This window comes from Faecalibacterium sp. AM43-5AT (assembly GCF_003603345.1).
GTDB classification, from domain to species: Bacteria; Bacillota; Clostridia; order Oscillospirales; family Ruminococcaceae; genus Faecalibacterium; species Faecalibacterium taiwanense.
Map to the genome: position 1 here is coordinate 75,429 of NZ_QVGZ01000001.1, position 21,801 is coordinate 97,229.

The 21,801-nt window shown below is 52.1% G+C and carries 23 protein-coding genes, 1 tRNA gene and 2 pseudogenes; 20 read left to right on the forward strand and 6 right to left on the reverse strand.

The features are described from left to right. Positions 1–26: 26 nt before the first annotated feature. The 3 genes from DW937_RS00385 (at position 27) to DW937_RS00395 (ending at position 3,081) form a co-directional block, all read left to right on the forward strand. Positions 27–2,129 carry an S-layer homology domain-containing protein gene (locus DW937_RS00385; RefSeq protein WP_118528233.1) on the forward strand — a complete coding sequence of 701 codons (2,103 nt, stop codon included), beginning with the start codon at positions 27–29 and terminating at the stop codon, positions 2,127–2,129. Then, a complete protein-coding gene (locus tag DW937_RS00390) occupies positions 2,129–2,908 on the forward strand; it encodes a phosphoribosyltransferase family protein (RefSeq protein WP_120119746.1) in 780 nt (259 codons plus the stop codon). Before DW937_RS00385 ends, DW937_RS00390 begins: the two co-directional genes overlap by 1 nt. Before the next feature lie 95 nt (positions 2,909–3,003). Continuing rightward, positions 3,004–3,081: transfer RNA gene (locus tag DW937_RS00395), tRNA-Pro, on the forward strand. Between the two features lie 26 nt (positions 3,082–3,107). On the opposite strand, the gene DW937_RS00400 is transcribed toward DW937_RS00395, so the two are convergent. The 3 genes from DW937_RS00400 to DW937_RS00410 all read right to left on the reverse strand — a co-directional run bounded on the left by DW937_RS00400 (position 3,108) and on the right by DW937_RS00410 (position 4,681). Then, positions 3,108–3,701, reverse strand: coding sequence for a hypothetical protein (locus tag DW937_RS00400; protein WP_120119748.1), 594 nt, complete (start codon positions 3,699–3,701; stop codon positions 3,108–3,110). Next, entirely contained in the window at positions 3,698–4,090 is a 393-nt protein-coding gene (locus DW937_RS00405) for a cation transporter (RefSeq protein WP_120119751.1), read from the reverse strand. The genes DW937_RS00400 and DW937_RS00405 overlap by 4 nt, the downstream gene beginning before the upstream one ends. A gap of 147 nt (positions 4,091–4,237) precedes the next feature. Next, complete coding sequence (locus DW937_RS00410; RefSeq protein WP_120119753.1) at positions 4,238–4,681, reverse strand: Rrf2 family transcriptional regulator; 444 nt, start codon at positions 4,679–4,681, stop codon at positions 4,238–4,240. Between the two features lie 126 nt (positions 4,682–4,807). Between DW937_RS00410 and DW937_RS00415 the strand changes: the two genes are divergently transcribed. From DW937_RS00415 to DW937_RS00430, 4 genes are read left to right on the forward strand one after another with little or no spacing between them, the layout of a single operon-like run. Then, positions 4,808–5,788, forward strand: a complete 981-nt coding sequence (locus DW937_RS00415; protein ID WP_207666621.1) for an NAD-dependent protein deacetylase — start codon at positions 4,808–4,810, stop codon at positions 5,786–5,788. After that, entirely contained in the window at positions 5,785–6,666 is an 882-nt protein-coding gene (locus tag DW937_RS00420; RefSeq protein ID WP_120119757.1) for an NAD-dependent protein deacetylase, SIR2 family, read from the forward strand. The genes DW937_RS00415 and DW937_RS00420 overlap by 4 nt, the downstream gene beginning before the upstream one ends. Before the next feature lie 16 nt (positions 6,667–6,682). After that, complete coding sequence (locus tag DW937_RS00425) at positions 6,683–7,519, forward strand: NAD-dependent protein deacetylase, SIR2 family (RefSeq protein ID WP_120119759.1); 837 nt, start codon at positions 6,683–6,685, stop codon at positions 7,517–7,519. A gap of 33 nt (positions 7,520–7,552) precedes the next feature. Beyond that, positions 7,553–8,116, forward strand: a complete 564-nt coding sequence (locus DW937_RS00430; RefSeq protein WP_120120178.1) for a DNA-3-methyladenine glycosylase I — start codon at positions 7,553–7,555, stop codon at positions 8,114–8,116. An 85-nt stretch (positions 8,117–8,201) separates the two neighbouring features. On the opposite strand, the gene DW937_RS00435 is transcribed toward DW937_RS00430, so the two are convergent. Next, entirely contained in the window at positions 8,202–8,555 is a 354-nt protein-coding gene (locus DW937_RS00435; protein ID WP_120119760.1) for a helix-turn-helix domain-containing protein, read from the reverse strand. A gap of 154 nt (positions 8,556–8,709) precedes the next feature. Here DW937_RS00435 and DW937_RS00440 point away from each other — a divergent pair, with 154 nt between their 5' ends. From DW937_RS00440 to DW937_RS14765, 4 genes and pseudogenes are all read left to right on the forward strand, one after another. Continuing rightward, the gene (locus DW937_RS00440) at positions 8,710–9,213 is read left to right on the forward strand and encodes a flavin reductase family protein (protein WP_120119761.1); all 504 of its coding nucleotides are present in this window, start codon (positions 8,710–8,712) and stop codon (positions 9,211–9,213) included. A gap of 28 nt (positions 9,214–9,241) precedes the next feature. Continuing rightward, on the forward strand, positions 9,242–9,931 hold the full coding sequence (locus DW937_RS00445; RefSeq protein WP_120119762.1) for a radical SAM mobile pair protein A: 690 nt from the start codon (positions 9,242–9,244) through the stop codon (positions 9,929–9,931). Then, positions 9,919–10,836, forward strand: coding sequence for a radical SAM mobile pair protein B (locus DW937_RS00450; protein WP_120119763.1), 918 nt, complete (start codon positions 9,919–9,921; stop codon positions 10,834–10,836). The genes DW937_RS00445 and DW937_RS00450 overlap by 13 nt, the downstream gene beginning before the upstream one ends. Before the next feature lie 66 nt (positions 10,837–10,902). Beyond that, a pseudogene (locus tag DW937_RS14765) lies at positions 10,903–11,049 on the forward strand (DUF6061 family protein); the annotation flags it as partial. Between the two features lie 77 nt (positions 11,050–11,126). On the opposite strand, the gene DW937_RS00455 reads toward DW937_RS14765, so the two are convergent. Next, entirely contained in the window at positions 11,127–12,236 is a 1,110-nt protein-coding gene (locus DW937_RS00455) for an aminoglycoside phosphotransferase family protein (protein ID WP_120119764.1), read from the reverse strand. Positions 12,237–12,254: 18 nt separating this feature from the next. Further along, positions 12,255–13,121 carry an AraC family transcriptional regulator gene (locus DW937_RS00460; RefSeq protein ID WP_097778323.1) on the reverse strand — a complete coding sequence of 289 codons (867 nt, stop codon included), beginning with the start codon at positions 13,119–13,121 and terminating at the stop codon, positions 12,255–12,257. A 417-nt stretch (positions 13,122–13,538) separates the two neighbouring features. Between DW937_RS00460 and DW937_RS00465 the strand changes: the two genes are divergently transcribed. The 9 genes and pseudogenes from DW937_RS00465 to DW937_RS00505 all read left to right on the forward strand — a co-directional run. Then, positions 13,539–14,909 (forward strand): carbohydrate ABC transporter substrate-binding protein, encoded by a 1,371-nt coding sequence (locus tag DW937_RS00465; protein ID WP_120119765.1) that lies wholly within the window; start codon positions 13,539–13,541, stop codon positions 14,907–14,909. Between the two features lie 111 nt (positions 14,910–15,020). Further along, a complete protein-coding gene (locus DW937_RS00470) occupies positions 15,021–15,905 on the forward strand; it encodes a sugar ABC transporter permease (RefSeq protein ID WP_097778321.1) in 885 nt (294 codons plus the stop codon). 11 nt (positions 15,906–15,916) lie between these two features. Beyond that, on the forward strand, positions 15,917–16,813 hold the full coding sequence (locus DW937_RS00475; protein ID WP_097778320.1) for a carbohydrate ABC transporter permease: 897 nt from the start codon (positions 15,917–15,919) through the stop codon (positions 16,811–16,813). Positions 16,814–16,824: 11 nt separating this feature from the next. Next, positions 16,825–17,016, forward strand: coding sequence for a hypothetical protein (locus DW937_RS00480; protein WP_097778319.1), 192 nt, complete (start codon positions 16,825–16,827; stop codon positions 17,014–17,016). 18 nt (positions 17,017–17,034) lie between these two features. Next, positions 17,035–19,194 (forward strand): 1,3-beta-galactosyl-N-acetylhexosamine phosphorylase, encoded by a 2,160-nt coding sequence (gene gnpA / locus DW937_RS00485; protein ID WP_118528227.1) that lies wholly within the window; start codon positions 17,035–17,037, stop codon positions 19,192–19,194. Between the two features lie 56 nt (positions 19,195–19,250). Further along, positions 19,251–19,469, forward strand: a complete 219-nt coding sequence (locus tag DW937_RS15365; RefSeq protein ID WP_279221238.1) for a type I restriction enzyme endonuclease domain-containing protein — start codon at positions 19,251–19,253, stop codon at positions 19,467–19,469. 129 nt (positions 19,470–19,598) lie between these two features. Next, positions 19,599–20,129, forward strand: coding sequence for a DUF6036 family nucleotidyltransferase (locus tag DW937_RS00495; RefSeq protein ID WP_120119766.1), 531 nt, complete (start codon positions 19,599–19,601; stop codon positions 20,127–20,129). Next, on the forward strand, positions 20,126–20,665 hold the full coding sequence (locus tag DW937_RS00500) for a transcriptional regulator (protein ID WP_120120179.1): 540 nt from the start codon (positions 20,126–20,128) through the stop codon (positions 20,663–20,665). The genes DW937_RS00495 and DW937_RS00500 overlap by 4 nt, the downstream gene beginning before the upstream one ends. A gap of 15 nt (positions 20,666–20,680) precedes the next feature. Continuing rightward, positions 20,681–21,801: pseudogene (locus DW937_RS00505) on the forward strand (recombinase family protein); the annotation flags it as partial.

Below are 21,801 nucleotides of genomic sequence, written 5' to 3' on the forward strand. Positions count from 1 at the left end.
AAACACCAAGGAAGGGGAATATACCTATGAAAAAACGTCTTTTCGCATGTCTGCTTGCAGCATGCCTGGCTGTATCCGTGCTGGTGCTTCCGGCATCAGCAGCCAGCCTGAACAACTCGGCCATCCAGACGGCCATCACGCTGGGCGCTATGGATACCAGCCAGACCGGCAGTCTGGATGCTGCCGTCACCCGCGGTGCATTTGCCAAGATGCTGGTCTCCTTTTCGGCCTACCGCGAAAGCGCCAGCCAGCAGGGTAATCTGGGCACACTGTATAAGGATGTGCCCGGCAGCTCTCAGTGGGCACCCTATGTGCGCATTGCGGTGCAGCAGGGCTGGATGAACGGCTATACCGATGGTACATTCCGCCCGGATAATGTGGTCACGCTGGAAGAAGCCTGCACCGCAGCGCTCAAGCTGCTGGGCTATAAAATGACCGACCTCAACGGCGTGTTCCCGACGGCACAGCTGAACAAGGCGCAGGAACTGGGCCTGCGCAACCAGCTGAACCGCAGCCAGAGCGAGGCCATGAACTATGAGGACTGTGCTCTGCTGCTGTATAATACCCTCACCGCCAACACCGCTTCCGGCAGCGCTTACGGTACCAGTCTGGGCTTTACCGTCTCCAATGGCCAGGTGGACACCTCTACCGTGATGCTCAAGAGTCTGAAGGGTCCCTTTGTGGCAGCGGAAGGCACCCAGCTGCCTTTTACGCCGTTGAGCGTGTACCGCAACGATAAGGTCTCGGCTTCGGCAGAGTTGAACCGTTACGATGTGTATTATTACAGCGAGAGTCTGCAGACGGTATGGATCTATACTCGCCGTGCTGCGGGCCGCATCACTGCGGTTTCGCCCAGTGCAAGCGCTCCCACGGCGGTTACAGTGGCGGGCACCAGCTATAAGCTGGGCAGCACAGCAGTGGCTTCCAAGGTGTCCAGCCTGAACGGCGGCGGCGTGGGCGAAGTGGTTACTCTGCTGCTGGGCATGAACAATGAGGCGGCGGATGTTATTACCGGCGCAGAGGCCGACGAGGTGTTCTACGGCGTGGTGCAGGGCGCAGCCCGCAGCCTTGTGGAAGATAACGGCGCGGATGTGCTGCAGCGCGTGGCTGTCATGTGCACCGATGGTGTTCAGCGCACTGTGAATGTGGACAAAAGCCTGAACTACCCCAAGGGCTGGCTGGTAGAGATCCGCGTAACGCCGGAAGGCGAGTCCGTGAGCGGCATCGAGAACAAGGTCGTTGCCGGCAAGGTCAATGCAGATGCAACGGCACTGGGCAGCTATGCCCTTGCCGACGATGTACAAATTCTGGATACAACTGCGGAGGGTGTGGCTGGGACGGTTCGTCCCAGCCGCCTAGCGGGGACAGACCTGAATCTTCTGAACGTCCGCTACTATACGCTGAATGAGAAGGGCGAGATCGACCGCCTGATCCTGAATGATGTCACCGGCGACCTGTGGACCTACGGCGTGCTGGATGATATCAAGAATGTGGCAGTCAACTACTCGGAACTGCAGACGCTGGCCAAGATCATTTCCACCGGCAAGAGCGACAGCACGGATACACAGGATAAGATTGTGGACGACCTGAAGGATGTTCTGGTGCCCACCACCAGCGAAGTGCTGTGGGGTGTGATCAACGGCGACATCCTCTCCACTCTGTGGCAGAAGATCACAGCCAACACGGATAGCCTGCTCAGCCTTGGTCTGCGGCAGGTGGGCAGCCTTGTAGGCGAACCGTATGCGTCCATCTTCCGCTATATTGGCGGCGGTGCTACCTATGTGTGCTATGTCAATGGTTCGCAGGTAGCTTTCACCACCAACGTCAAATATCCGGTGCTGGTAGGCGGTGTTGCAGCCCGCAGAGAGACGACCGGCAGCGTGCGGACGATGGTCCAGCTCATGCCCATGAAGATCGATCAGGTGGGTGCAGCGTCGGTCATGAGCAACGGCACCCGCTTTGAGATGGCGGACGACGCACAGGTGTATCTGTGGTACAAGGGTCAGTACTACGCCACCAAGCTGACCGAGGTCAACTCGGAGGGCTACTACCTGACCGGCTGGTACGATAACTTTGGCTGTGCTGCGGGCAAGCGCGTGCGTGTGATCGTGGCCGTTAAAAAGGACTGATGGATTATTACAGCGTCCCGCGCCGCATTCTGCGCGGGGCAAGGCAGTTGGTGTACCCACGCCGCTGCCCGTTTTGTGATCGGGTGCTGGGCAGTGTGCCCATCTGCCCGGATTGTGCCGCAGAGCTGGAAGAGCTGCGCCGGAAGCCGGGAATGCGGCTGGACGCTTCTCAGCATTATTTAGGAGAACTGACCGGTGCAGCAGCACCGTTTCGGTATGAGGGCTGTGTGCGGCGCGGCATCCTGCATACCAAATACCATGCTGCACCGTGGACGGCGGTGGAGCTGGGCCTCTGGCTGGCAAAGCTGGCCTTTGGCAGCGAGATGCATATGGCCGGTGCAGAACCGGTGCCGGAGCTTGTGGAAGGCATGTCCCTTGGGTACGACTGCATCGTTCCCGTACCGGCATCCGGCAGAGCGCGCGGCTACAATGTGCCGCAGCTCATGGCGGTGCCGCTGGCCCGCGCACTGGGGATACCGCTGTACCCGAAAGCACTGGGCTGCACTCGTGCAAAGCGGCATCAGGCGGGCCTGCCCTTTGAGCAGCGCCTTGCCAATGTGGCGGGTGCCTTCCGGGTGACGGACACGGAACTTGTGGAGGGCAGAAAGGTGCTTTTGGTAGACGATGTGATCACCACCGGTGCCACGGCAGCAGCCTGCACACAGGCGCTGCTGGCAGCCGGTGCCGAAAGTGTGTTTGCAATTGCACTTGCCACTGTTGAATTTGAAACGTTTCCCGCAGGGAATCAGCCGCTGCAGGAAAACGAGCCGGAGTTTTGAAAATTTATTTGCAAAAAACTGGCAGAAAAAGCTTGACAAAACACCCTGAATCAAGTATACTAATTGAGCTGTGAGCGATAACCGCTTGCAGATATCCGGGTGTAGCGCAGTTTTGGTAGCGCGCTTGAATGGGGTTCAAGAGGCCGTGAGTTCGATTCTCGCCACTCGGACCAGACGCTTCTCAGTCGAACTTGATTTATCAAAGTTCAACTGGGGAGCGTTTTTTTTTGCTTTCGGTTTCTTCGGAAATGTTAAAATAAATAAGCAGTTCGGAATCACTAACTTCTATATTTGTTACGAAAGTGTTAATAAGGCGGCGTTTATAGGCATCGTCCTGCTCTGTGGGCTGGGCGTAGAACTGCTGCAACAGGAAAAGATACTGCTCCTTGGTGAAGAGCAGGGGCTTCTCAGCTTCCATCGTGGAGAGCTGATAGGTCAGCGTGTTTTTCTGCTGGGTCAGATCATCCAGACGGGCGACAAGCTGGGGGTTTGCACTGCCGGTTTCGATGGCATCCATGATGTTCTTGCTCCTGCGGCGCACATCCCGGAGTTCCTGTTCCAGCACATCGCGCTCAGCGTTGGGCTTCTCCATGTCGGCTTTCTGCACCTCGACCATCGTTTCGGCAAGGAGTTCCATCGTTTCCGGCTGCAACAGGTGGTCACAGATGGAGCGGATCACCTTGCCCTCTAAATCATCCTTCGGGATATTGCGCTTGCGGCACTGGGGGTTGGAGCAGGCGTAGTAGCGGTACACCTCACCGTTGCCGCCGCTGTGCCCGCTTACGCCCTTCATGGTGCAGCCGCACTTTGCGCAGAACAGTTTGCCGGAAAGCAGATAATCCGCTTTCGGTTCATGTAGAACAGCGGAATGGTGAATACGAAGGACCAAATGACCCGGCGCTTCATCGTTTCGTATTCCTTTTTCGCCGTGTCCACCGGGGAGACAGCCTGGGCAGCTGATTTTCCATTGACCTGCTGTATGGATGCGCCATAGCCCGCCTTTTCTACAGCGGCGATAATCTGCCCACTGTTTACATTTTTGTCGTCGTATGTCACCACCATACTGTTTTTTAACAGATTGACATTGCACTCTTGCACGCCGGTCAGGTTGGATACGCTTTTTTGTACCCTAGCCTGGCAGGCCGCACAAGTCATGCCTGTGACATTGTACTTTTCCTGCATTTTTTGAAACCTCCTTTGCCGGAAAATAGGACACCCATACGGGGTGTCGGTCTTTCTGGTTTCCAGTATAGTCCGGCAAGGAGGTTCTGTATTTCCCGTTCAGAAGAATTTTTGTCCCAAATGGAAGAGTTTCTGAAAATCAATCTGTCATAAACGCTGCAAGAGCATCCCTTCTAACTTCATGTGATATTGTTCCAGCACATCTTTCAGCGTGATCTCTTGCATTCTTTGTTCCGCTGTTTTTTGAATGTCCAAGTAAAAATCCCGCAGCACCAGTTGGATATTTACGCCCACGCCACAAGCGGGGTTGGTGTGGACGTCCTGATGGAGCAGGGGCTTGTCGCCCTCTACTGCCCGATAGGCATCCAGTAGAGTGATTTTCTCCGGCTCACGAGCCAGAGCAGGTCGGGGATGTCCCTTCACGCTGACCAGCAGTCCACCCTTCCGCAGGGCGGACATGAGCTGGCGCACATAGGCAGGATTCGTCTGAATGCTCTCTGCCAGCTTGTCACTGGTCAGGTCGCAGTCTGGGTACAGAGCGATAAAAGCCAGAATATGAACAGCATCGCTAAGGCGGGTGGGATATTTCATGGACTGATCTCCTTTTTTCTTTGATGTTATTTTTATTATAACAGCATATTGACAACAGCGCAAGAGGATGCTAAAATGATTTGAAGTAAGAATAAAAATAACACCCACTCGAAAGGAATGGTGACAATGAACTTCTATGATGATTTGGTCATGCAGACCCAGATGAATTATTCCAGGCACTATCCTATCTATGCTTCCGGCAGTACGCCTTATCAGCTGACTGACAAAAAGCCGCTGCCGTATAGCGAACAGATCCATCGTTTGGTACAGGAGGTAAAGGAAGCTGACTGTGTGGTAGTGGGCGGGGCCTCCGGCCTGTCCGCTGCCGGTGGCGGAGATTTTTACTATGAGGACAACGACTCCTACCGCAAATACTTCCACCCTTTTGCCGAGAAGTACCACTTCAAAGGTGCTTTTGCAGGGATGATGCACCCCTGGAAGACAAGGGAAGAGTATTGGGGGTATCTCGCCACATTCCTTCACACCACCCAGACCGCACCTGTGCGTCATCCCTATCTGGATCTAGACGCTTTGTTGAAAGGCAAGGACTTCTTCATCCTCACCACCAATCAGGATACCCAGTTTGTCAAGCTCTACCCGGAGGAGAAGGTGGCGGAGATCCAGGGAGATCACCGGTTCTTCCAGTGTGCCGCCTGCTGTACCGATGACACCTGGGATGCGGTAAAGCCAGTGGCTGATATGGTGGCCGCTATGGGGGATGGCACGAAGATTCCCACGGATCTCATTCCCCGGTGCCCTCACTGCGGCGGCGAGGCTTTCCCCTGGGTGCGAGGATATGGGAATTTCCTGCAAGGAAAGAAATATGAAGAACAGTACGAAAAAATTTCTCGCTACGTACTGGAACACAAAGACAGCAAAATTCTGTTCCTGGAGTTGGGCGTTGGTCGAATGACTCCCATGTTTATCCAAGAGCCTTTCTGGAACATGACCCTCAGCTTTCCCCATGCTCGATATATTGCTGTCAACGACAAATATGACTTCCTGCCCAAGCAGTTGGAGAATAAGGGCATGACCATTGTGGCCGACATTGCTCAAGTGCTGCGGGATGCACGGAACACCATGGAAAGCGGAGATAACGATCAATGAGGGTTGGAAACCAAGCAGCGCTTCAGGAACTTGCCGAGCGTATTGCTCAAGCAGATGCCGTTGTGATCGGAGGCGGCTCCGGCCTGTCAAGCGCAGCTGGATACGACCACTACCATTGGTCCCCGGCACTTTCGGAGGCATTGGCTCCCTTTCGTGAACAGTATGGCTTTACCTCTCCACTGGCTGGATTCTACCATTGCTTTTCTAGCTATGGGGAGCAGTGGGGATATTACAGCCAATATATGCGCTTCATGTGGGAAGCCCCTACGGGGCAGCCCTATCTGGATCTGCAAACGCTTGTTGCAGATAAACCGGTCTTTGTGCTGACCACTAATGTCGATCAGCAGTTTTTTCGGGTATTTCCCCAGGAACAAATTTGCGCCTTTCAGGGAGACTTTAGCTACTGCCAGTGCAGCCAGCCCTGTCGGGATGATATTTGGGAAAACCGCGAACTGGTAAAGGAACTGACCGGTCGCTTGGTGGGTGTGCGCCTGCCGGAGGAAGCTGTTCCTCGTTGCCCGGATTGCGGGCGGGTGCTGGTGCCTTGGGTACGAGATGATACCTTTCTGGAGGGAACCTTCTGGCAGGATAACCTGCACCGCTACCATAGATTCCTGCGACGCTGGATAATGGATCAGTCCGACAAAAAAGTCCTGCTGTTGGAACTTGGCGTGGGTGAGATGACGCCCAGTATCATCAAACTGCCCTTCTGGGAACTTACTGCCAAAAACGAAAACGTCTTTTATGCATGTCTTAATCGAGAGTCATCTCATAGGCCAGAGCATCTGCGGGGACGCAGCCTGTATCTGCAAGGAGATTTGGAGGAAACTCTAGCTGCCCTCCGGCAGGAGCGCTCCGGCGCAGCAACCATAAAATAGAAAGGGGCGAACGAATATGATTGATTGGAACCCTATTGCGGAAAAATTCAGAGAAGCGGACGCTATCTTGATCGGGGCCAGTAACGGACTGTCCATCACCGAAGGACTGCATTTGTTTGCGGACAATGCAGCCTTTGAAAGACTGTTTGGGGATTTTAAACGGAAATACGGCCTTGGGTGTATTTTGCAGGGCATGATGGCTGGATGGCCCAGCGAGGAGGAAAAATGGGCCTTCTGGGCCCGACTCATCCATCATTACTGCGGGCAGTACCAGCCTACGCCGGTAATGAACGATTTGAAGGCCATTGTGGGAGAGAAAGATTACTTTGTCGTCACATCAAACGGAGAAGGTCACTTTGAACTGTGTGGCTTCGATCCGACGAAAATCTATGAGATTGAGGGCAACTGGTTTACTATGCAGTGTGCCCGCCCCTGCCACGACACCATATATCCTAGTCTGGAGGTGGCAGAAAAATTATCGGCTGCCGAACAGAGCAGCCATGTGCCTACAGAATTGGTGCCGCGCTGTCCCAAGTGCGGCGGTCCCATGGACATCCACATGGGTGCGGGTCAGAGAATGATTCCGGATACCGCTGCCCAGGCACGGTTCCAAAACTTTCTGAAAACCTACCACGGGAAGAAACTGGTGGTTTTGGAGCTGGGCATTGGCTGGCGCAATCAGCTGATCAAGGCCCCGATGATGCGCCTGGTGGCCAGCGAGCCAAACGCCACTTATGTGACCCTCAATCTTGGTGAGATCTACATTACGGACAATATCAAAGAAAAGTCCTTCGGTCTGGACGGGCGGCTGGATGAGCTGCTGCCTGCTCTCCGGGAGGCGTGCGAGGCATAACGATTTCGGAGCAAGTTCAAAATGACGATACGAATGCAGTGGACAGATGGAAAGATTCGATGCCATTGGGTGAGCCCGACTAATACCACTTATCTGCGATACCATGACGAGGAATGGGGCAGACCGGTCCACGATGACCATATGCTGTTTGAAATGTTGATTTTGGAGAATTTTCAGGCAGGTCTCACCTGGGAATGTGTCTTAAATAAGCGGGAAGCGTTTCGCCGTGCTTTTGACGGGTTTAATTTACGGAAAGTGGCATCTTATAGCGAAGAAAAATTGACGGCTCTGCGAGCTGACTCTGGAATCATCCGTAACCGGCTGAAAATACGAGCTGCAGTGGTCAACGCACAAGTGTTTCAAAAGATACAGCAAGAGTGGGGTAGTTTTGACCGATACTTATGGCATTGGACATATGAAAAAATCATCCAAGAAGTAGACAAGGTCAGCTCACCGTTATCGGATGCCATCTCAAAAGACTTGAAAAAGCGGGGCATGAAGTTTGTGGGGACCGTAATCATCTATGCCTATTTGCAGGCGGTGGGAGTTATCAACTCTCATGAATCAGGTTGCTTCCTGAATCCTTTGCAGCAGTAGAAAATGCAGAAAATAAAACGCCGGGAAGTTGACTCAAATCGTCAATGCCTCCCGGCTATTATCTTGCGGATTAGTATAGTTAGAATCATGGTATATATTTCATTCCCCATTGGGAAATGGCGTAAAAGACCGGCAACAGATCCCGTCCTTTCTCGGTGAGGGAGTATTCCACTCGTAGGGGCATTTCATTATATTGGATGCGCTGGATCAATTCATCCGCTTCCAGCTCCTTCAGGGCGTTGGTCAGGGCTGTATTGGTGATGGGCTTGAGAACTTTTTTCAGTTCCCCAAACCGCATGGGACACTTGATGCATAGTTCATAGAGAATTTGGAGTTTCCATTTGCCCTGCAGCATTTGAACCACCGGTGTGACCGGGCAGTTTCCATCATCGGTTAGAATGACACTGCTAACCTTTTCTTTGAATTCTTCATAAGTCATGATTGGATCTTTCCTCGTCTTTTGCAGTATATTTTTTGATACCAGGTACAAACAATTTGCGTACTTGAACAAAAATTGCTAGCAGGTATAATAAATATATCACTAGTTAGCCGTGCAGTCAACGACTGAAATTTCTTAGAAAGGTCTGAATTTTATGAAAGAACTGAACATTATGGAGGCTACTGTTCTGACCTCCCCTAATCCGCTGACACTGATCTGCTCTAAAAAGGAGGATGGTTCTACGAACCTGGCTCCAATTTGCTTTGTGTCTTACCTCTCCTTCAATCCACCAATGGTGGGTTTCGCCACTGGCAAACAGTCCCACACCGGCAAGCGTGTGCGCGAGACCGGCAAAGTCATCGTCACTGTCCCCGGTGAGAGTCTGGCTGGCGCAGTAATGGCCTGCGGAGCGTCTACCGGAGCCAAGACCGACAAGGTGGCCGCCAACAACATCGAGATGATGGCTGTGGAGGGCAGCGACATCCAGATTCCGGTGGATACCCGTCTGGCGATGGTGGCTACCTTGCAACAGTCGGTGGAGGTGGGCGACCATATCCTGCACATCTGTCAGGTGGACAAGTTCCTGGGCGATGAGAACAAGAAGGGCCTGTATGCCTGGAACGGCTTCGGGAAAGTTGCACCTGCGGCAGAAGGCTAAATCTTAAAACGGTAAGGAGGCATCAGCGGTGGCTGTTTGTATTAAAGACTGTATTCAGAACATGAATCTGGTGATCGGCTGTACGATCGGTTGCAGCTACTGCTACGCCAGAAATAATGTCCGCCGGTTTCACATGATCGACGACTTTGAAAAGCCAGAGTTTTTTCCAAATAAGCTGCGGCTGATGGAGAAAAAGCGCCCACAGAATTTTCTGCTCACCGGCATGAGCGATTTTTCCCACTGGAAGCCAGAATGGCGGGAACAGATATTTGCCAAGATGACTGAAAATCCGCAGCACCAATATCTGTTTTTGACCAAGCGACCAGAGGATATTGTGTTTTCCACTACCCTAGAGAATGCTTGGTTTGGTGTAACTGTTACCTCCAGTAAGGAGAAAAACCGTATCCGAACTTTGCGGGAGCATATCCATGGCGGACACTATCATTTGACCTTTGAACCTATGTTTGATGATGTTGGTATGGTGGACCTTACCGGAATTGAGTGGATCGTTATTGGGACTGAGACCGGACATAGGAAGGGCAAATCCGTATCAAAACCGGAATGGGTGTGGAACCTGACACATCAGGCCCATGCGCTTGGAATCCCTGTATTCATGAAGGAAGATCTACTTCCTATCATGGGAGAAACACATATGGTACAAGAATTTCCCACGGCTTTTTACCGGGTATTGGAGGAACAGAATACATGGCGGAAGTGAAAGAGAGCAGCATTCTGATTCAGGATGTAGAAACCAAAAATATTATGACAAAATCCACCCTGCCGGTGGGCGGCTATTCCGTCAATCCTTATGTGGGCTGTACCCATAGCTGCAAATACTGCTACGCCTCGTTTATGAAGCGATTTACCGGGCACACCGAACCGTGGGGTACATTCCTGGATGTAAAGCATTGGCCGGCAATCAAAAATCCGCAAAAGTACAAAGGGCAGCGCGTAGTCATCGGTTCTGTGACCGATGGCTATCTGCCCCAGGAGGCTCAGTTTCAGAACACCCGAAAGCTTCTTGAGCAGCTTCGGGGCAGCGAGGCGGAAATTCTTATCTGCACCAAGTCAGACTTGGTAATCCGTGACATTGACCTTCTGAAAGAACTGGGAAAGGTCACGGTTTCCTGGTCGATCAATACGCTGGACGAGGATTTCAAAAACGATATGGACAATGCCGTCAGCATCAAGCGGCGGCTGGATGCCATGAAGCAGGTTTATGACGCAGGTATCCGCACCGTGTGCTTTATCGCTCCGGTTTTTCCCGGTATCTCGGATTTTGAGGCTATCTTCCATCAGGTCAGAAATCAATGCGACCTGATATGGTTAGAGAATCTAAATCTGCGAGGCGGATTCAAAAAAGACATCCTTGACTATATACGTAAAAAATATCCTGACTTGGTTCCGCTGTACGACGCTATCTACAACAAGGGAGACAGAAGCTACTTCTGTGGTTTGGAGGATCAAGCGGAACGGCTAGCGAAAGAATACAGCTGTCCCTTCGTGGACAACGAGCTGCCCTACGGCCGGGCAGAGCCTGGGCACCCGGTCATTGTAGATTACTTTTACCATGAGGAAGTGCGTGGCTCGGAAAACACCGGGCGACGCAACCCCAAAAAATAATTTGTGAAATAAAAGGGTTCTGACATGGAGCTATAAACTACGACATGGTTTCAGGAGGATACGATTATGAAGTATGATGCAAGAGCCTGCAAATTCAACATGGACACCGGCTGCGTGGAGCTGCTACTCCGGGATGGCAGAAAAATCTCTATTGACTGCACCGGGGTCGAGGATGCGCTGGACGTGACCATGGCGCAGAGGCCGGAGTTGGACTAAAAAGAAGCATGGACGCCCCCGAAAAGGAGAGCGTCCATGCTTCTTGCTGTATCCGAATGGAGGAGATTGCGAAATCAGTGATTGTCCGGGCAGACGATTTCCAGCATCTGATCGAATAGATCTTCCATCTGTCGTACCAGCGTGAACTGGGTGCGGGCACGGTCGAGGTTGTGGTTCGGGCGGGCAATATGGAAATAATGGTCGCCCTCCAGATAGTCGGTCAGGAAACGGATGCCGCATTCCAACGTCATGAGTTTGGCACCCCAAGCAAGACTCCTTTTTTCAGCTGTGTGCATGGTGGAGCCAGCAGTGGAAAGATAGCCTTTGGCAAACACTTCATACAGATGCAGGTCAAAGTGGACTTTGCTCTGGTCGGGTTCGTCCTCGGCGCAGTCGTTGGCACCGGTGCGGATGGAATCACCGAAATCATAAGCCGACAGACCCGGCATCACGGTGTCGAGGTCAATGACACAGATGCCTTTGCCAGTGGCTTCATCGAGCAGAACATTGTTGATTTTGGTATCATTATGGGTGACACGCAGCGGGATCTCACCAGCGGCCAGCTGATCCAGCAGAACGTGGCAGTCCTTTTCCCGTGCATGGATAAAAGCAATCTCCGGCGCAATGGTTTTGGCTCGACCCAGTGCATCGGCTGCAAGAGCTTTTTCAAAGTTTGCGTAACGGTTGGGCGTATCGTGAAAACGTGCAATGGTTTCGTGGAGGGTAGAAGCAGGATAATCGGCCAGCTGGTTCTGGAACTTGCCCAGTGTTTCTGCCACAGTGCGGAAGTCTGCCTCACAGCCGACCTGTTGCAGACAGACGGTATTCTCTACAAAATCATAGGCTCTCCATGCATTGCCTTCCGTGTCGATATAGTAGGATGCACCGGACAGAGTGGGAATGACGTTCAGGCATTCCCGGCCAGGGTCGCCGCCCTCTGCCTGAATCTTTGCCCGTAAATGCCGGGTCACGCCACAGACGTTTTCCATCAGTCCTGCTGGATCGGTGAATGTATCGGTGTTGATGCGCTGTAAGATAAAGCGTTTGGTATGATCTGCCCGCCAGACCACAAAGGTGTCATTGATGTGGCCCTCACCATAGTGGTGTGGATCGCAGACCATCGGCCCACCAAAATCAAAGGCGGATGCAGCGGCGCAGAGAATGGGTTCGGTGACAGGTTTCATTTGAAGTTCCTCGTTTCTTTATCTTTCATGCCGTTTTGCCGGGGCAGGGCGTTGTCCCTGCCGTACCTGACGGCGGTATTCGTTGGGAGTCAGCCCCTCCGCTTTGCGGAAGCACTGGGAAAAATAGCTGGGGGACGAAAAGCCCATCAGTTCGCTGATCTGAGCCAAGCTGTAACCTGTATTGCCCAGCATATATTTGCTTTCCTCAATGCGGCGGCGATTCAGATAGGTGATGGGAGAGATGCCGTACTCCTTTTGAAAGGTGTGGGCCAGATAATATTTGTTGATGTGTGCGATCTCTGCCAGACGGTCAAGTGAGATGTCCTCTCGGAAGTTGCTGTCCAGATATCGCTTGATCTCTACACACTCCCGGCTGTCAGACTGTGGCGTTTCTTCCACCTGCAAAGAGAGCGTTGTGCAGCGTACCAGCCAGATCAGCAGCACCTCCAGCAAGTCCTGACAGACGGTTTCGCAGCCATCCAGACTGCGGTCGGCTTCGGCAAGCAGCATATGCAGCAGAGTGACCATCCGTTCCCGGTTTTCACGGCAGTTGAAGATAGCATAAGAAGATTCAGCCTTGCCGAATAAGATCTCAATGCCAGCCACACCCAGAACGATATATTCAAGCGGTGAAGCGTTCAGACTCAATTCCGTGTGCTCCACCTGTGGATTGACAATGACCATATCATCCGGCTTGACCGGGTACAGCTGCCCGCTTAGGTAGAACTGTCCTTCTCCGCTCAGGCAATAGAACAGCTCCGTGCAGGAATGGGTGTGAGCCGTGCTGTTCCAGTCGCCGCCGAATTTGCTTTTGCTGATGTACAGCAAGCGAAAGGACTCACGGGGAGCGGGAGCATGACGGATATCAAAGCGTTCGGTGCTCATAACAGGCTCCTTTACAGCGAAACGCAATAAACATAAAAATAAAAACAAGAGACTAAAAATATAATCGCAAAAACCGATGCGTTGAATCGTGCGTTTTTCTCATTATAGGGGCAAAGAAGAAAAAATGCAAGCCCTGATTTTGGACAGGATAAATATTTTTGATGCCATTAAAGAATAAAAATATGTCAAACTGGTTACAAACGGGAAGAATGTACCAAAACAGACGGGACGAATTTAGCGCTTTTGCTGAAAGAAATTTCTAAAAAGCAAGATTTATAAAAAACGAAACAACAAACATCTTGTTGCAAAGGGTAAAAACCTCTATATTGAAATCAATAAATCACACGACCCTCTCGGACAAAACCTGTTTGTCCCGGTTGTGGTTTTGAACGGAATCTTTATGATGGAGGATACACTATGAAACGCATTTCTCGTCGCAATTTCCTGAAAGCGGCTGGCGTGGGTGCCGCTGCACTGGGGCTGGTCGCCTGCGGCAGTTCTTCCAGCTCTACCGGTTCCAGCACGACTTCTTCGGCTGCTGCCTCTGCCACGCCTGCGGAGGATGTGACCATCAAAGTCGCTGCCATTGAGACCGCTTACGGCTCCGAGATGTGGCAGAAAGTCACCGAAGCCTTTACCGCCCAGACGGGCATCAAGGTTGAACTGACCACCGACAAGAACCTGGAAGATGTCATCGGCCCCTCCATGCAGGGCGGCGATTACCCGGATGTAATCCATCTGGCTACCGGTCGTGAAGCTGCTCTGACCGAGCAGTTCATCAAGGGCAATCTGATCGCTGACATCACCGATGTGCTGAGCATGACGGTTCCCGGTGAGAGCAAGAAAGTCAGCGAGAAGATCGCCGGCGGCTTTACCGATACTTCTCTTACCAACCCTTACGGCGATGGCAAGACCTATCTGGCTCCCATGTTCTACAGCCCCTGCGGTCTGTTCTACAACGCAGGGTTCCTGAAAGAAAAAGGCTGGGATGTGCCCACCACATGGGATGAAATGTGGGAACTGGGTGACAAGGCGGCTGCGGAGGGCACCTACCTGTTCACTTACCCCACCACCGGCTACTTTGATGCATTCTTCTATGCGCTGATGTATGCAGCAGGCGGCCCCGACTTCTTCAACAAGGCGACCCATTATGAAGAAGGCATCTGGGACACTGCCGAAGCACAGACCTGCTTTGACATCGTGACCAAACTGGCCTCCTACACCAACCCCATCACTCCGGCACAGGCGAACGATCAGGACTTTACCCAGAATCAGCAGCTGGTGCTGGATAACAAGGCTCTGTTCATGCCCAACGGTACATGGATCGTGGGCGAAATGGGCGAAGCTCCCCGCGCGGATGGCTTCGAGTGGGGCATGACTGCTCTGCCTGCAGTCAAGGCTGGCGGCGATCAGTACAGCTATACATGGTTTGAGCAGGCATGGATTCCGGCAGGTGCGGAGCATCTGGATGCTGCCAAGCAGTTTGTAGCCTACCTGTACAGCGACGAAGCCTGCAAGCTGTTTGCCGAAAGCGGCGCGATCCAGCCTGTGCTGGGGATTGCCGATGATCTGGACGGCGACAACAAGATGTTCTACTCCATCTACGACAACGGCGCAAAGGCAGCTATGGGCAACTTTGCTTCCTTCACCGCTATCCCCGGTGTGGAAGTCCGCACGGTGTTCTTTGACCCTGTCAACTCTCTGGTTTCCGGCAGCACGACGGAACAGCAGTGGATCGATGGCATCAAGTCCGCCAGCGACCAGATGCGCGCCAACATCATCGAGTAAGAACGAAGCTGCATCCGAAAACAGCTTCCAAGGCCCTGCCCAGCGGAGGCGGTTTTGACCGCCTCCGCTTTTTTGGGTTTCTGGATTCCAGTAGAAAGGAACGGTTTGTCTATGAAATCTGACAAAAGCCGCAAACGGTTCGTGTTCCTCTGTGTGGCACCGGCCACCATCCTGTTTTTCATTTTTATGATTTTGCCAACCCTCAATGTGTTCCGCATGAGCCTGTATGAGCGTGGAGCCTACTCGCCAAACGAAACCTTTGTCGGGCTGAGAAATTTTCAGCATCTGCTGAAGGACACCCAGTTCATCCGCTCCATGCAGAACATGATCCTGCTGGTGGTGGTCGTTACCATCATCACCTTTGCGTTTGCACTGGTGTTTGCAGCCATCCTGACCCGCGAAAAAATCAAGGGGCAGAATTTCTTCCGCATCATTTTCTACATCCCGAACATCCTGTCTGTGGTCGTCATCTCCGGTATCTTCTCTGCCATCTATAAGCCGGAGAATGGTATGCTGAACAGCATCATCGGGCTGTTCCGGGATATGACTGACCCTATCCTCTGGAAAGGCGAAAAGCTGGTCATTCCGTCCATCATCATTGCAATGGTCTGGCAGGCTGTGGGCTACTATATGGTGATGTATATGGCTTCCATGTCCTCGGTGCCTGCCAGCTTGTACGAGAGCGCCAATCTGGACGGAGCGGGCCGTCTGACCCAGTTCTTCCAGATCACGATTCCGCTGGTCTGGACGAACATCCGTACCACCCTGACCTTCTTTATCATTTCCACCATCAATATGGCGTTCCTGTTCGTCAAGGCGATGACCAGCGGCGGGCCGAACGGTGCCTCGGATGTGGCCCTGAACTATATGTACAGCCAGAAAGATGCAGGTCTGTACGGTTACAGCATGGCAATCGGTGTGGTTATCTTCCTGTTCTCGTTCGCTTTGTCTGCCTGTGTCAATCGTGCCACCAGCCGTGAACCGCTGGAATTTTAAGGAGGAAAAACATGAAGAAAACGGAAGAAAAATCCTCCCGTTCGGCGGAGGGCCTGTACAAATTTTTCATCTATTTTGTACTGATCCTGCTGGCTGTGACGATCATTGTGCCGGTGGCATGGGTGTTTATGGCATCCATCAAGCAGAACTCAGAGTTCTACGGCAATCCGTGGGCACTGCCTGCCGGATTCTACTGGCAGAACTTCGTCAATGCGTGGAATGGAGCCAAGATGGGCGAATATATGCTCAACTCCGTTCTGGTCACAGCACTGGCTCTGGTGCTGTTGCTGGTGATTGCGCTGCCGGCAGCTTACTGCCTGTCCCGTTTCCGGTTCAAGGGCTGCAAGCTGCTGAACACGCTGTTTATGGCAGGTCTGTTCATCAATGTCAACTATATCGTAGTTCCCATCTTCCTGATGCTGCGTGACGGTGATGTGTGGCTGAAAAACCATATCGGCAGCGGCTTTTTGCTGAACAACCTGTTCGTTCTGGCGGTCGTGTATGCAGCTACGGCACTGCCCTTTACCATCTATCTGCTGTCAGGCTATTTTGCCACTTTGCCCCACGACTTTGAAGAAGCAGCCTACATCGACGGTGCCAGCTATTTCTCTGCAATGACCCGTATCATTTTCCCAATGGCGAAGCCGTCTATCATCACCATTATTCTGTTCAACTTCCTGTCTTTCTGGAATGAGTACATCATCTCCATGACCCTTATGAGTTCCACCAGCGCACCCCGTACTCTGCCGGTGGGTCTGCTGAATCTGATGCAGGCTCAGCAGAGTGCTGCGCAGTACGGCACCATGTACGCAGGTCTTGTGCTGGTGATGCTGCCCACTCTGATTTTGTACATCTGTGTGCAGAAGCAGCTGACGCAGGGCATGACGGTGGGCGGCTTGAAAGGATAAGGTGACAAAACATGAAAACATTCTGGAAAACACATCCTGCCCTGCGCATCGTGCTGATGATCGTGCTGTTTGTGCTGTCCATTGCATTGGTTGTGGCAGGCTGGAAAATGACTGGACAGCTGGCAGGGCTGGGCATCATGCTTGTGGGTGTGGCACTGCTGCTGGCGGTACTGGCCATTTACAACGCAACCTATCAGGATTGAGGATAAGAGAGGAAAACTATGGAAGATAAGTGCAAGACCGGGCGTGTTACCATTCCGACCGACCTGGATGTGGTGCCCGAAACGTTGGAGATTCTGAAAAAGTGGGGTGCGGATGCCATCCGTGACTGCGATGGTACGGATTTTCCGCAGGAACTGAAAAACGCCGATGCAAAGATCTATTCCACCTATTATACCACGCGCAAGGATAACGCATGGGCCAAAGCGAACCCGGACGAGGTGCAGCAGTGCTACATTATGACGGGTTTCTACACTGCCCCCGGCGAGACCGTGACCATCCCTCTGATGAAAGGCATCAGCCCGGAGCTGATGAAAGTGAACGATCACGATGACATCACCCGCTGGTGGGAGGTCATGGATCGCTCCACGGGTCAGCCTGTGCCGCCAGAACAGTGGAGCTATGCGGATGGCAGCGTGACCGTGCAGGCGGTGCCGTTCCATGAGTATACCGTGAGCTTCCTTGCCTACCTCATCTGGGACCCGGTGCATATGTACAATGCCACCACCAACGGCTGGACGAATTTCGAGCATCAGATCACGTTTGATGTGCGCCAGCCGAAAACCCACAAATATTCCATGGAGCGTCTGCGAAAATTCATTGCAGATCATCCGTATGTGAACGTCATCCGCTATACCACATTCTTCCATCAGTTCACCCTGATCTTCGATGAACTCAAGCGGGAAAAATTCGTGGACTGGTATGGCTATTCTGCTTCCGTCAGCCCCTATATCCTCAATCAGTTTGAGCAGGAAGTAGGTTACAAGTTCCGCCCGGAGTATATCATCGACCAGGGCTACTACAACAACCAGTATCGTGTGCCCAGCAAGGAATACCGTGATTTTCAGGCGTTCCAGCGGCGCGAAGTAGCAAAACTGGCCAAAGAAATGGTGGACATCACGCACGAGTGCGGCTGCGAGGCGATGATGTTCCTCGGCGACCACTGGATCGGCACCGAGCCCTTTATGCCGGAGTTCAAGACCATTGGTCTGGATGCCGTGGTGGGCAGCGTGGGCAATGGCTCCACGCTGCGTCTGATCTCTGACATCGAGGGCGTGAAGTACACGGAAGGACGCTTTCTGCCTTACTTCTTCCCGGACACGTTCCATGAGGGCGGCGACCCGGTGAAAGAAGCCAAAGAAAACTGGGTCACAGCCCGCCGTGCCATCCTGCGCAAGCCTATTGACCGCATTGGCTATGGCGGCTATCTGAAGCTGGCATTGCAGTTCCCGGAGTTCGTGGATTATGTAGAGAGCGTCTGTAAGGAGTTCCGCGAACTGTATGAAAATATCAAGGGCACTACGCCTTACTGCGTCAAACGGGTGGCTGTGCTGAACTGCTGGGGTAAAATGCGGGCATGGGGCTGTCATATGGTGCATCATGCCCTCTACTACAAGCAGAATTACAGCTATTCGGGCGTGATTGAAATGCTTTCTGGCGCACCGTTTGATGTGAAGTTTATCAGCTTTGAGGATATCAAGAACGATCCGAAGCTGCTGGAAACGGTGGATGTCATCATCAATGTAGGCGATGCCGACACCGCCCACACTGGCGGTATCTGGTGGGAAGACCCGGAGATCTCCTCCGCCATTCGCCGGTTCGTCTGGAACGGCGGCGGCTTCATCGGCGTTGGAGAACCGTCCGGTCATCCATATCAGGGCCATATCCTCCAGATGGCCAGTGTTTTGGGTGTGGAGGAAGAAAACGGCTTCACTCTGAACTACGACAAGTACAACTGGGAAGAGCATCCGAATCATTTCATCTTGCAGGATGCTGACAAACCCATCGACTTCGGTGAGGGAAAGAAGAACATTTATGCCCTGGAAGGCACGGAAGTGCTGGTGCAGCGGAATAAGGAAGTGCAGATGGCGGCGCATGATTTCGGCAAGGGACGTGCCGTATACATCAGCGGTGTACCGTATAGTTTTGCCAACAGCCGCACCCTTTACCGAGCCATCTTGTGGAGTGCCCACAGCGAGGATGAACTGCACACTTGGTTCAGTTCCAACTACAATGTGGAAGTCCATGCTTATGTCAAAAATGGCAAGTATTGCGTTGTGAACAACACGTACGAGCCGCAGGACACCACCGTTTACACCACAGACGGCAGCAGCTTTGCTCTGCATCTGGATGCCAACGAGATCAAGTGGTATGAGATCTAAGCTCTCCTTTTCATAAACGAACACAACGGGCGGCTCTGGTAACAGAGCAGCCCGTTGTGTTTTCTGTATCTGCCGATAACTCAACCTGTGTCAATCGAACGCTGCAATGGAGGTGGCTGGAAACGCAGAAATTCAGTAATGCGAGCGTAATAGACCTGCAGAAAAAAGAAACTGCCCGTGCCAGTATGCGGAAGATGGTGAAGCACCTCTTGAAAAAGTATAAGTATCCATCGGAAGATTATGATACGGCAATCAGCACGGTCATTAGCCAATGAGAGATGTGGACTGACAACATGGTAGTATGAATTGTATGAAATGTCGTTGATTTGTGCTTGACAATCGGATTTCTTTTCTGTAAAATAATTTTAGAAAATACTATTATTAAAAATACGAAAGACTATTTTATGGGAAAGATGATTTTAGACGATCTCCGTAAGCGTCTGGAACGGCTGGACGAAGATGCCGACCTGCTAATCGACAACGATGACCGTTACCAGATGGTGATCGTAGGCGGCAGTGCGTTTATTTTGCTGGGCAAGCTGACCCGCGCTACTCATGACATTGATGCCTTGAGTGTTCCGAAAGAACTGTATAGCTTGCTCGGCAAGTACGACATCAACACCGATGTGGAAGCTTACATCGACAATTTCCCGTATAACTTCCAAGACCGGCTCCAGCCGCTGCCCTTTGGTGGAACAAAGGTACAGTTCTACACACCCAGTCTGGAGGATTTGGTGATTGCAAAGCTCTGCTCTTTCCGCGACACCGACAAGGCAGACGTAGAGAGTGAGGCTGTGCGGACCTCTTTGGACTGGGATTTGCTGGAACATCTTGCAACCGATGAAGATGAGTTGAGAGCCAGCATTTTGAACGACTGGCGGTATCGGGACTTCTACATCCGGTATCAGGAGTATGTGGAGAGGTGGAGACCGTGAGAAAGCTGACCTTTGAGGGCTTTTTGAAGCAGTATGTGGCAGAACTTTCTGGCATTCAGACTGCCAGTATTCACAAATTGGCGGACTGTTTGCAGGATACCCCCCGGCTGAAAGAGCCGCTATATCTCTATGCGCTGGCCTTTGATAAAGTTGATCTTCTACTTCGCTATACCGTAAACAGCGCTGTTGCTGCGGAGTATGAGCAGCTTTCCAATCGCTATTCGCTGACGCAAATGCTGCTGCTTCTGGAAAACCAGTCGTTGGAATTGCCGGAAGGCTATTTGAAAGTCTGGCGAAGCTATTGTTCCGTCCGGGATGCTGTTCTTGCCGATAATGATACGAAAGAGTTGATCCATCGCCGGGTAGTAGAGCTTCAACAGAAAAAGAAACTGACAAACTATCGTCTTTATACGGACTTGAAGCTGAATCCCGGCAATGTGAATGCGTGGCTCAAGCACAATGATTCTAGCAAAATGAGCCTCGACTGCGCACGACAAATCTACAAGTATGCGAAAAGCTATCAGGCGGCACGTTAAAAGGGAGGTGAATCTGTGACTGCTGTTATCTATGCTCGCTACTCCTCCGACAATCAGCGTGAAGAATCTATCGAAGGGCAGATTCGGGAATGCACGGCCTATGTGGAAAAGAACGGCATCACGGTCATCAAACACTACATTGACCGTGCATTCTCTGCCAAAACGGACAATCGCCCGGAGTTCCAGCAGATGATCAAAGACAGCGGTAAAAAACTGTTTGACGTTGTTCTCGTCTGGAAATTTGACCGCTTTGCACGGAATCGTTTTGATAGCGCAAATTACAAGATGATCCTGAAAAAGAACGGTGTCCACCTGATCTCCGTTATGGAACCTATTGCCGAGGGCTCACAGGGCATTCTGGTGGAAACACTGTTGGAAGGTATGGCAGAATACTATTCCGCTGAGTTGTCCGAAAAGGTCATTCGAAGCCAAACCGAAAATGCTCTGAAGGGGAAGTGTACTGGCGGTACGGGAACCATAGGCTACAAAATCGACGAGGAAAAGTTTTATCACCTTGACCCGCTGACTGCTCCGCTGGTGCTGGAAGCCTTTCAGCAGTATGACAACGGTGATAAGATGGTGGAAATCGTAAACTTCCTCAACGACAAGGGTGTCCGCAATATGCAGGGCGGCAAAAATGACTCACAGCAGCGTGAACACCATGTTGAAGAACCGTCGTTACATTGGTGAATTGTCTTTCCGGGATATCGTTGTGCCGGATGCGATTCCGGCAATCGTTCCGAAAGACCTCTTTGACCGGGTGCAGAAGCGTATGGACAAGAACAAGCGCGCCCCTGCCTGTGGCAAGGCAGACGAGGAATATCTGCTGACCACCAAGCTGTTCTGCGGCAAGTGCGGTGCGCTGATGTTCGGTGAAAGCGGAACCAGTGCTACTGGACGCACCTACTATTATTATAAACGCGCCAACGTCAAGCGGCGCAAGGGCTGCAACAAAAAGACCGTGCAGAAGGAATGGCTGGAAGAGCTGGTCGTCCGGGAGACCATGAAGCTGATTCAGGACGATGCGGTGATCGACAAGATCGTTCAACTGGTCATGGAGGTCCAGAATCAGGAGAATACTACGATCCCGCTGCTGGAAAAGCAGCTCCGGGAAGTAGACAAGAAACTGGACAACC

What these genes read in the sequence shown, in the direction of transcription:
- DW937_RS00385 (WP_118528233.1), top strand. Translation starts at nt 27, where the DNA reads ATGAAAAAACGTCTTTTCGCATGTCTGCTTGCAGCATGCCTGGCTGTA.
- DW937_RS00390 (WP_120119746.1), top strand. Translation starts at nt 2,129, where the DNA reads ATGGATTATTACAGCGTCCCGCGCCGCATTCTGCGCGGGGCAAGGCAG.
- DW937_RS00400 (WP_120119748.1), bottom strand. Translation starts at nt 3,701, where the DNA reads ATGAAGGGCGTAAGCGGGCACAGCGGCGGCAACGGTGAGGTGTACCGC.
- DW937_RS00405 (WP_120119751.1), bottom strand. Translation starts at nt 4,090, where the DNA reads ATGCAGGAAAAGTACAATGTCACAGGCATGACTTGTGCGGCCTGCCAG.
- DW937_RS00410 (WP_120119753.1), bottom strand. Translation starts at nt 4,681, where the DNA reads ATGAAATATCCCACCCGCCTTAGCGATGCTGTTCATATTCTGGCTTTT.
- DW937_RS00415 (WP_207666621.1), top strand. Translation starts at nt 4,808, where the DNA reads ATGAACTTCTATGATGATTTGGTCATGCAGACCCAGATGAATTATTCC.
- DW937_RS00420 (WP_120119757.1), top strand. Translation starts at nt 5,785, where the DNA reads ATGAGGGTTGGAAACCAAGCAGCGCTTCAGGAACTTGCCGAGCGTATT.
- DW937_RS00425 (WP_120119759.1), top strand. Translation starts at nt 6,683, where the DNA reads ATGATTGATTGGAACCCTATTGCGGAAAAATTCAGAGAAGCGGACGCT.
- DW937_RS00430 (WP_120120178.1), top strand. Translation starts at nt 7,553, where the DNA reads ATGCAGTGGACAGATGGAAAGATTCGATGCCATTGGGTGAGCCCGACT.
- DW937_RS00435 (WP_120119760.1), bottom strand. Translation starts at nt 8,555, where the DNA reads ATGACTTATGAAGAATTCAAAGAAAAGGTTAGCAGTGTCATTCTAACC.
- DW937_RS00440 (WP_120119761.1), top strand. Translation starts at nt 8,710, where the DNA reads ATGAAAGAACTGAACATTATGGAGGCTACTGTTCTGACCTCCCCTAAT.
- DW937_RS00450 (WP_120119763.1), top strand. Translation starts at nt 9,919, where the DNA reads ATGGCGGAAGTGAAAGAGAGCAGCATTCTGATTCAGGATGTAGAAACC.
- DW937_RS00455 (WP_120119764.1), bottom strand. Translation starts at nt 12,236, where the DNA reads ATGAAACCTGTCACCGAACCCATTCTCTGCGCCGCTGCATCCGCCTTT.
- DW937_RS00460 (WP_097778323.1), bottom strand. Translation starts at nt 13,121, where the DNA reads ATGAGCACCGAACGCTTTGATATCCGTCATGCTCCCGCTCCCCGTGAG.
- DW937_RS00465 (WP_120119765.1), top strand. Translation starts at nt 13,539, where the DNA reads ATGAAACGCATTTCTCGTCGCAATTTCCTGAAAGCGGCTGGCGTGGGT.
- DW937_RS00470 (WP_097778321.1), top strand. Translation starts at nt 15,021, where the DNA reads ATGAAATCTGACAAAAGCCGCAAACGGTTCGTGTTCCTCTGTGTGGCA.
- DW937_RS00475 (WP_097778320.1), top strand. Translation starts at nt 15,917, where the DNA reads ATGAAGAAAACGGAAGAAAAATCCTCCCGTTCGGCGGAGGGCCTGTAC.
- DW937_RS00480 (WP_097778319.1), top strand. Translation starts at nt 16,825, where the DNA reads ATGAAAACATTCTGGAAAACACATCCTGCCCTGCGCATCGTGCTGATG.
- gnpA (WP_118528227.1), top strand. Translation starts at nt 17,035, where the DNA reads ATGGAAGATAAGTGCAAGACCGGGCGTGTTACCATTCCGACCGACCTG.
- DW937_RS00495 (WP_120119766.1), top strand. Translation starts at nt 19,599, where the DNA reads ATGGGAAAGATGATTTTAGACGATCTCCGTAAGCGTCTGGAACGGCTG.